We start from the raw sequence: 7,729 nt of genomic DNA, 5'->3' as shown, positions 1-7,729 counted from the left end.
TATATAGCGTTTCTGATTCAGAAGAGGTACATTTCCGATCCTGAACAGCTTAATCGGCAAAGGTTTAAGTGTGCCGCACAGATGCGAGAACCGCTATAAAACAAAGATGGTTAATTGTAGAAAGTGAATCAAGAAAGAAAAGTGATTGGAAAAAACTAGAAGAAAAAATTAAAAAAGAAGAAGCAAAAGCTGAAAAGTTACTCAGGAAATTAGAAAAAGAAGAATTGTAAAATCTAGCGGTCGTTCCAGATAAATTAAATCAGATAAATAAGTTGCTTAAATTAGCCTTAATTAAGGAGGTTTAAGTTATTGAAATAGCTTCACAAGCCAACAAAAAAATATAAATTTACGGGAAAAATTGAACTTAAGAATGAAGAAATAGGCAAAAAAAGACAAGAATCAGGAAGATTTATTTTAGCAACAAAACCAAAAAAGGGAGGTTTAAGAACCCCCCTCAACAGTTAATAATTAGATGACAACCAAATTAGTAGCGGCCAGCATTGGGTTTATGAACAATAAAGCTCATGGTTTGACATTGTTTGATGTTGTCAAAAGCGATAACGCGGATGTAGCAATCAGAATACTCGGTGCGGCACTCGCGAACTTCATTAAGAACTTCTTGGGGGCCAGAAACAGAGAATAAAGGCAGTTTCCACATCGTCCAATGATAATCCGCGGGTTTGGGATCTTTTTCAAATTCCACAGCAGGAATATAACCCTGATCGATCATGTATTGAATTTGTTTAGCAATTTGTTGATCGGTGAGGGGGGGCAAGTAGGAGAGAGTTTCGTAACGCTTCTCTTTAGGTAAAGTTTTCATGGGTTTCTTGATTCCTTATGGGTTGGGTAGATCATCAACATCGAGATTTAATTCCGATGTCTCTGGTTGACTTATAGCAGTACGGGTGAGACGTTCCAAAAGTTGCCGACGATGTTCGGTATTGTCATTAATAATTCCCGTTTTTACCATCTCTGGCAAGAACTCTAAAACCTGTTCGGCTAGATGTTCTCTTACCGTCATGATCCGCAAAACTAACTCTTTATTCTCAGTCATTAACCCGGCAATATAGGCCTCGCCATCCTGAATGGAATGGCTAGAAGTATAGTGACTCAACCAAATAGCCAAAGTCGGATTAGTTTCTGACAATTGATCGATAATCGTGCGAACCGCTTGGTAAGTTAGGTAACTTTGTAAGACTTTCGCGGTATCTTGAACAACTTTTTTCGGATACATTTTATACAGTTTTCAGTTATTGGCTAGACAGTTATCAGTGTTGAAATTCTAGCGACTGCTTCCCGATTTTGGGCAAGTCCCCGGCATTATTTTGCACCGATAACTGCTAACAACCTTCTGAAGGGCTGTATTAGAGGGTATCCATAGCCTCGAACTCGAATTTGATTTCTTTCCAGAGTTCGCAAGCGGCAGCCAGTTCAGGACTCCAACGGCAAGCTTCCCGGATAACGTCGTTACCTTCGCGGGCCAAGGAGCGACCTTCGTTACGAGCTTGGATACAAGCTTCCAGAGCCACACGGTTAGCGGTTGCACCCGGTGCGTTACCCCAGGGGTGGCCGAGGGTTCCACCACCGAACTGTAAGCAGGAATCGTCACCGAAGATTTCCACCAGCGCGGGCATATGCCAAACGTGGATACCACCGGAAGCAACCGGCATTACCCCGGGTAAGGAGGCGTAGTCTTGGGTGAAGAAAATACCACGAGCGCGATCTTCTTCTACATAGTCTTCACGCATCAGGTCAACAAAACCCATCGTGATGCCGCGTTCACCTTCGAGTTTACCGACAACGGTTCCCGAGTGCAGGTGATCACCACCAGAGAGACGTAAGCACTTAGCTAAAACGCGGAAGTGGATACCATGATTTTTCTGACGGTCGATAACCGCGTGCATTGCCCGGTGAATGTGGAGCAGTAACCCTTTGTCGCGGCAGAATTTCGCCAGGGTGGTGTTAGCGGTGAAACCACCGGTGAGGTAGTCGTGCATGATGATGGGGGTTTTGATTTCGGCAGCGAATTCAGCCCGTTGCATCATCTGCTCGCAGGTAGGAGCGGTTACGTTGAGGTAATGTCCTTTAACTTCGTTGGTTTCTGCTTGGGATTTAACGATCGCCTCTTGGACAAAGAGGAAACGATCGCGCCAACGCATGAAGGGTTGAGAGTTAATATTTTCGTCGTCTTTGGTGAAGTCTAAACCACCGCGGAGACATTCATAAACGGCACGACCGTAGTTTTTAGCGGAAAGGCCGAGTTTGGGTTTGATGGTGCAACCGAGTAAGGGGCGACCGTATTTGTTTAATTTGTCCCGTTCAACGGTGATACCGTGGGGAGGACCTTGGAAGGTTTTGATTAAAGCGACGGGGAAACGGATATCTTCTAACCGGAGACCGCGTAGAGCTTTGAAACCGAAAACGTTACCAACGATCGAGGTGAGGATGTTGGTGACGGAACCTTCTTCAAATAGATCTAAAGGATAGGCAACGAAACAGAAGAACTGGTTATCTTCGTTGGGTACGGGTTCGATATCATAACAACGGCCTTTATAGCGATCGAGGTCGGTTAAGTTATCGGTCCAAACGGTGGTCCAGGTACCTGTGGAAGATTCCGCCGCTACTGCCGCACCTGCTTCTTCAGGAGGAACTCCTGGTTGGGGTGTTACCCGGAAGCAAGCTAGTAGATCGGTATCTTTGGGGGTGTAGTCGGGGGTGTAGTAGGTCAGGCGGTAGTCTTTTACGCCGGCCTGGAAACCTTTGGATTTGGCTTGCACCATTGGGATTATTCCTCCATAAACTGCATGATTAGTCGCACCTGTAAAATCTCGCCGTCAACCGACATAGATTTTTCTTAAGCTCCTGTCCCCTGCTGCTAGGAGCGAAGTTAGGGAGCAATTTTCACTAATGTTTTTTTCAACTGATCATCTTAACACGAACTTTATCCTATTCTGATCATTTTTTTTCTCTATCCCTAAAATTTTGATTGTTTTTTTTTCTCGAGGCGATTAGTTTCTTTAATCTGTCGTCATCTAACTTTGACAATCTCTACAAAAACACAAAAAAATCAACAAAAATTTACCTGATTGACACACAGAAACTTCTGCTCATCAGGCTTTGAGCGATTAAAACTACTCCTTAATTGAGGAAAATTATCAATAATTACAACCTCAAAAAATGTCGGCAATCGCTAAATATTAATGGGATTTCTAAGCAATTATACCCAGTACCTAGAGGACAGTTAGACAGCCGTGAACTCTAGATAAATTAGGTCTAATTACTCAGTAATTATTGTTGAGATTTTTGGCTTGTGAACGATTATTTTCCCCTTCAAGAATTATGGTTATTGTTGCCATTAAAACGATGACGTTCTGGAAATAGCGTGACCAATAACTGATTGATATAGACCTTTCCGACCACCGATGCTTGATTCGGTCGGTTAGTAGTAGATGCTTGTTCTCTGGTTTCCGGAGGACTGGCCTCGGCGACCATTTCCTCGCTATCCCAAGGACTGGCCACGGTTTCGGCGACCACTTCCTCCATGGACGGGACTGGGGACACTTGACTGACTACGGGTTCCGGTTCCGGTAAAGGGGGTCTTTCCGGTTCCGATGGGGTCGCTGACACCTCGATGGTAATTTGACGGGAAGTATCTCCGATCAGGGAGCCAGACGGTACGAGCGACATCGCAGCCACAGAAGCATTAAAAATCGTTGTGGTTGACCCGATACAGGCATTTTCACCGATTTCACCCCGACCGACGACGAGAACACCTGTACCTAAAATTGCTCCCGCACCGATAGCAATCACACCCTGATAGGCGGTTAAAATTGTTCCCATACCCAGGCAAGCACCCGCACCGATAATTATTTGGCTATTGGGGGCTGCTCGGAGAATCACCCCCGGAGCCACGATCGCACTCTCATCAATGGTTACATCACCATTGACATAGAATTCCGAGCGGCTAATAGGTTGAACGGGGGGTAAGGACATAATTGACAGTTACTCAGTGATCAGTGATCAGTGAGCGGGGGTTAGGGGGTAGGGGTTAGAGTTTCCGGTATTTTTCCCGGTCTGCCAACACCTAACACCTATCTCCCTTCACCGATCGCCGAGTCCTGAAATTAAGGGCGTTGAATAATCGATTCGAGAACACGGCGTTTCGCTTGGGAGTCAATCCCGATCAGACGAACGTATTCCCCTTGATGGTCGCGCAGACAGGTTTCTAAAGCGGCCACCACATCGGATTCGCGACTGCTCTCGATCGGGGTGCAGCTTTGCCAAGAACTGGTTTTAAAACGACGTTTATCCGCGTGTTCGGCCCCGATTTTGTGACCTTGGTTCAATAAAGAGCGAATTTGAGTGATCGTTTCCGCAGTTAAGGTACTGGTTAAAGTGGCAGTACCGCCGCCAGAAGAACCAGAAGCATAGCTTTTGAAACTCGGTTCAGCAACGGTGGCGGTTTTACCGTTGCCATTACTGGCCACCGAACCATCGGGACGCTGGATCACCGTTTCTAAAACCCGTTTTTTGGCTTTAGCATCGATACCGAGTAAGCGGACGTATTCGCCGCTATGCTCGCGTAAACAATCTTCCAAAGCAGTAATTACATCAGATTCGCGATTGCTTTCGATCGGGGCGCAACTCTGCCAAGAACTGGTTTTAAACCGGCGTTTATCCGCGTGTTCGGTGCCGATTTTGTAGCCTTGGGCGAGCAGGGAACGAATTTGAGCGATCGTTTCCCCACTTAAGCTACCACTGCTGCTATAACTGGCTCCGTTACTAGCGGGGGCGCTGTAGCTGCTGGCTTTGCCGCTGCCGTTACTAGCGGGGGTGCCGCCGGGGCGGTGAATAATCATTTCGACGACGCGTTTTTTCGCTTGCGGGTCGATCCCGATCAGGCGAACGTACTCATCGCTATTTTCAGTCACGATCGCTTCAATATCGCGAATGATGCCCGCTTCGCTCTTGGTTTCGATCGCAGGTCCAGTTAACCAAGAACTGGTTTTAAACCGGCGTTTATCCGCGTGTTCGGTGGCGATTTTCAGTCCTTGGGCGAGCAGGGAACGCACTTGTACGGACAGGTCGGAATGGCCGTTACCGTTGCCATGACCGCCGTGGACGGCGGTGGTGGTGCGGGCCGGTTCTCCCGGGGTGTCTTCGGGGCGTTGGATAATCATTTCCAGTATGCGCCGTTTAGCGGCGGGATCGACTCCGATCAGGCGGACGTATTCGCCTTGTAGGTCTCTCAGGGAGGCTTCTAGGGATTGGGATACCTGTTCTTCGCGGCTGCCGTCGATAAAGCCGGCACTTAACCAAGAACTGGTTTTAAAGCGGCGTTTGTCAGCGTATTCGATGCCGATCTTGTAGCCTTGGGAGAGGAGGGAGCGAACCTGCGCTCGAATGTTTGTATTTAAACTCATAGGTGTCACCGAATTTCTATATAGCGTCTCATTAGCGATGTTTATAGCGGCTGCTGGTGCAGGAGTCGCTGGGCTGTGGGCTTTGACCGCGACGCTGGGGGCGAGGTCGATATCGACAATGTGACGAGTGAAGGCTCGATCGATTTCTGTGACATCGGGTAAGCGGTCGGCCTGTTGTTGACTGGTGATCACGGAACCGGATGGCACGAATTTACCGGCGGGGATTTCCACGTCTTGAACGAGGGCGTGCATCATGACGATGCAATCGGCACCGATGCGGGCATTAAAGACGGTGGAGCGAAAACCGATAAAACAGCGATCGCCCACATAGGCTGGCCCGTGAATGAGTGCCATGTGGGTGATGCAGCTGCCCCGGCCGATCCACACCGAATATTCTCGGCCGTCATCTCCCACCACACGGCTTTTTTCTAAACCGTGGATGATTGCTCCGTCCTGAATTTTGCTGTCGTCGCCAATGTGAAATGGGGTTCCTTCATCGGCGCGGATGGAAGTCCCCGGAGCAATCACCACTCGCGCCCCGATCTCGATAGCACCACTGAGGTTAGAGAAGGTGTGGACTTTGGCACTCTCGTCTATGCGCGTTTCCTCTGGGGATTTGGTCCGCTTTTTCGGACTAGCCGCCGTTGTGCGGACGACCATAGTTAGTCTTCCTCCATACTGAATTTGGCTGGCTGGTTGTTAATTAACTGTGTTTGGGTCCTATCGATTTCTAACCGGATTGACGAAATTCGTCTCTCTTGCTGTAGAGGGTGCGATTTTCTACGGTTATAGTGTCAATAATCCCCACCACCATCGCGTCAAGGGGGCGATTGTTCTGCCCGTCTTCGATACGAGCCGCTCCTCCCCGGGACACTAGCACCCATTCATTAAGCCCCGCTCCGACAATATCACCCGCTACTTCGTATTTAGGCAAAAGTTGCCCCTGTGCGTCGATGAATTGCAAAAGCAGAAGTTTCACTCCCGTCATACTGCGCGGTTTCAGGGTGCTAACGACGGTTCCGCAAACTTTGGCAATTTGCATGGAATTTGTTTACACTAAAAGTTAGTTGCGCTCTAGATTCGTCTTAAAGGTTGTGGGTTAACACTTTCACGAAACTGTTCCACGGCTTCTGTATAACGAATGGGAAGAACGTATTCGAGGTTTTCGTGGGGACGGGCGATGATGTGGGTCGAGAGGACTTGACCACCTTTAACACGATTAGATGCCGCTTCTGTCCCCGCCGATACGGAGGCCTGTACCTCCGAAACGTCTCCTCGGACGATGACGGTGACGCGACCACTACCAATTTTTTCGTAACCTACTAGGGTTACGCGGGCGGCTTTTACCATGGCATCAGCCGCCTCGACAACGGCTGGGAAACCCAAGGTTTCCACCATGCCCACTGCAATTGACATAATATTTTTGTCTCCTAATGGTTGGCTTTCTTCGACTCTATAGATGCTGACCCCGATCAACGGTGTTTAATAGCTGCGGAATTGCTCTACTTCTTCGGTGTAGCGAATGGGCAGCACGTATTCGAGGTTTTCGTGGGGACGAGCGATGATATGGGTAGATAGCACTTGTCCTCCGTTAACCCGGTTGGCGTTTTCCACTCCGGCAGCCACAGAAGCTTGCACTTCTGAAACGTCTCCCCGGACGATGACAGTGACGCGACCACTACCGATCTTTTCGTAACCCACTAGAGTCACCCTGGCGGCCTTGACCATGGCATCGGCCGCTTCCACAACGGCGGGAAATCCTAGGGTTTCAATCATTCCTACTGCAATTGGCATTTTTTTGTTCCTCGCTTGTCAAGCCAAACTAAACTATTAATCTCGTTAGCGTTATCAATTTTGTTTCAGTCAAATTCTTTCCTTGTTACTTTTCCTGCTCTAGCTTTGGTGGCAGTCGGGATCGTGGCAAGGTGGGTAAGACCATCCTGAATTTTATCTCGATCGTGACCGTTTTCATCCACTAATTTTATTTTCTAGGGCTGGTTGGTAAAAATTTGACGAGTCAGGCAAAATTATCAACCTAAAAAAAGCATAGGAAACTATGACACCTTTGACAATATAAAACATTATGATTATTTCTCATCTTCACGTTAACGAAAGTTAATCATTCCCTCCCTTCACCCATCAGCCTCAGCAATTATCGGGAGATTTAAAGCGAAAACCCTTGCTAAGAACGGATTTTCGCTTTAACTTCTCTCTTGGCGGCTTGCTTGTCTTTGCCAGATTTATTGGCAGATAAAAGCCTATTTTTCGCTGATTTTGGCTTTTTTATAATTTTTTTATACTATATA

9 protein-coding genes are annotated in these 7,729 nt (G+C 47.7%); 1 reads left to right on the top strand and 8 read right to left on the bottom strand.

Annotated elements, in window-relative coordinates:
* The first annotated feature begins 68 nt into the window (after nt 1-68).
* Nucleotides 69-230 (top strand): hypothetical protein, encoded by a 162-nt coding sequence (locus MICAI_RS25900; protein ID WP_008202489.1) that lies wholly within the window; start codon nt 69-71, stop codon nt 228-230.
* A gap of 254 nt (nt 231-484) precedes the next feature.
* Here the strand turns inward: MICAI_RS25900 and MICAI_RS12705 are convergent, their stop codons facing one another.
* From MICAI_RS12705 to MICAI_RS12670, 8 genes are all read right to left on the bottom strand, one after another.
* Nucleotides 485-820: a ribulose bisphosphate carboxylase small subunit gene (locus MICAI_RS12705; RefSeq protein WP_002741682.1), complete on the bottom strand. Its 336-nt coding sequence runs from the start codon at nt 818-820 to the stop codon at nt 485-487.
* A 15-nt stretch (nt 821-835) separates the two neighbouring features.
* Nucleotides 836-1,234: a RuBisCO chaperone RbcX gene (locus MICAI_RS12700; protein WP_002732424.1), complete on the bottom strand. Its 399-nt coding sequence runs from the start codon at nt 1,232-1,234 to the stop codon at nt 836-838.
* Between the two features lie 130 nt (nt 1,235-1,364).
* Nucleotides 1,365-2,780 carry a form I ribulose bisphosphate carboxylase large subunit gene (locus MICAI_RS12695; protein ID WP_002753365.1) on the bottom strand — a complete coding sequence of 472 codons (1,416 nt, stop codon included), beginning with the start codon at nt 2,778-2,780 and terminating at the stop codon, nt 1,365-1,367.
* Nucleotides 2,781-3,330: 550 nt separating this feature from the next.
* Entirely contained in the window at nt 3,331-3,993 is a 663-nt protein-coding gene (locus MICAI_RS12690; RefSeq protein WP_008202481.1) for a hypothetical protein, read from the bottom strand.
* 131 nt (nt 3,994-4,124) lie between these two features.
* Nucleotides 4,125-6,083 carry a ribulose bisphosphate carboxylase small subunit gene (locus MICAI_RS12685; protein WP_008202479.1) on the bottom strand — a complete coding sequence of 653 codons (1,959 nt, stop codon included), beginning with the start codon at nt 6,081-6,083 and terminating at the stop codon, nt 4,125-4,127.
* Between the two features lie 70 nt (nt 6,084-6,153).
* Nucleotides 6,154-6,465 carry a EutN/CcmL family microcompartment protein gene (locus MICAI_RS12680; RefSeq protein WP_002734360.1) on the bottom strand — a complete coding sequence of 104 codons (312 nt, stop codon included), beginning with the start codon at nt 6,463-6,465 and terminating at the stop codon, nt 6,154-6,156.
* A gap of 32 nt (nt 6,466-6,497) precedes the next feature.
* Nucleotides 6,498-6,839, bottom strand: a complete 342-nt coding sequence (locus tag MICAI_RS12675; protein WP_002733426.1) for a carbon dioxide-concentrating mechanism protein CcmK — start codon at nt 6,837-6,839, stop codon at nt 6,498-6,500.
* Between the two features lie 66 nt (nt 6,840-6,905).
* The gene (locus MICAI_RS12670) at nt 6,906-7,217 is read right to left on the bottom strand and encodes a carbon dioxide-concentrating mechanism protein CcmK (protein WP_002734613.1); all 312 of its coding nucleotides are present in this window, start codon (nt 7,215-7,217) and stop codon (nt 6,906-6,908) included.
* Nucleotides 7,218-7,729 lie beyond the last annotated feature (512 nt).

The sequence above is a fragment of the Microcystis sp. T1-4 genome, assembly GCF_000297435.1.
Classification (GTDB): domain Bacteria; phylum Cyanobacteriota; class Cyanobacteriia; order Cyanobacteriales; family Microcystaceae; genus Microcystis.
This window is presented reverse-complemented; position numbering and strand designations above follow the sequence as displayed.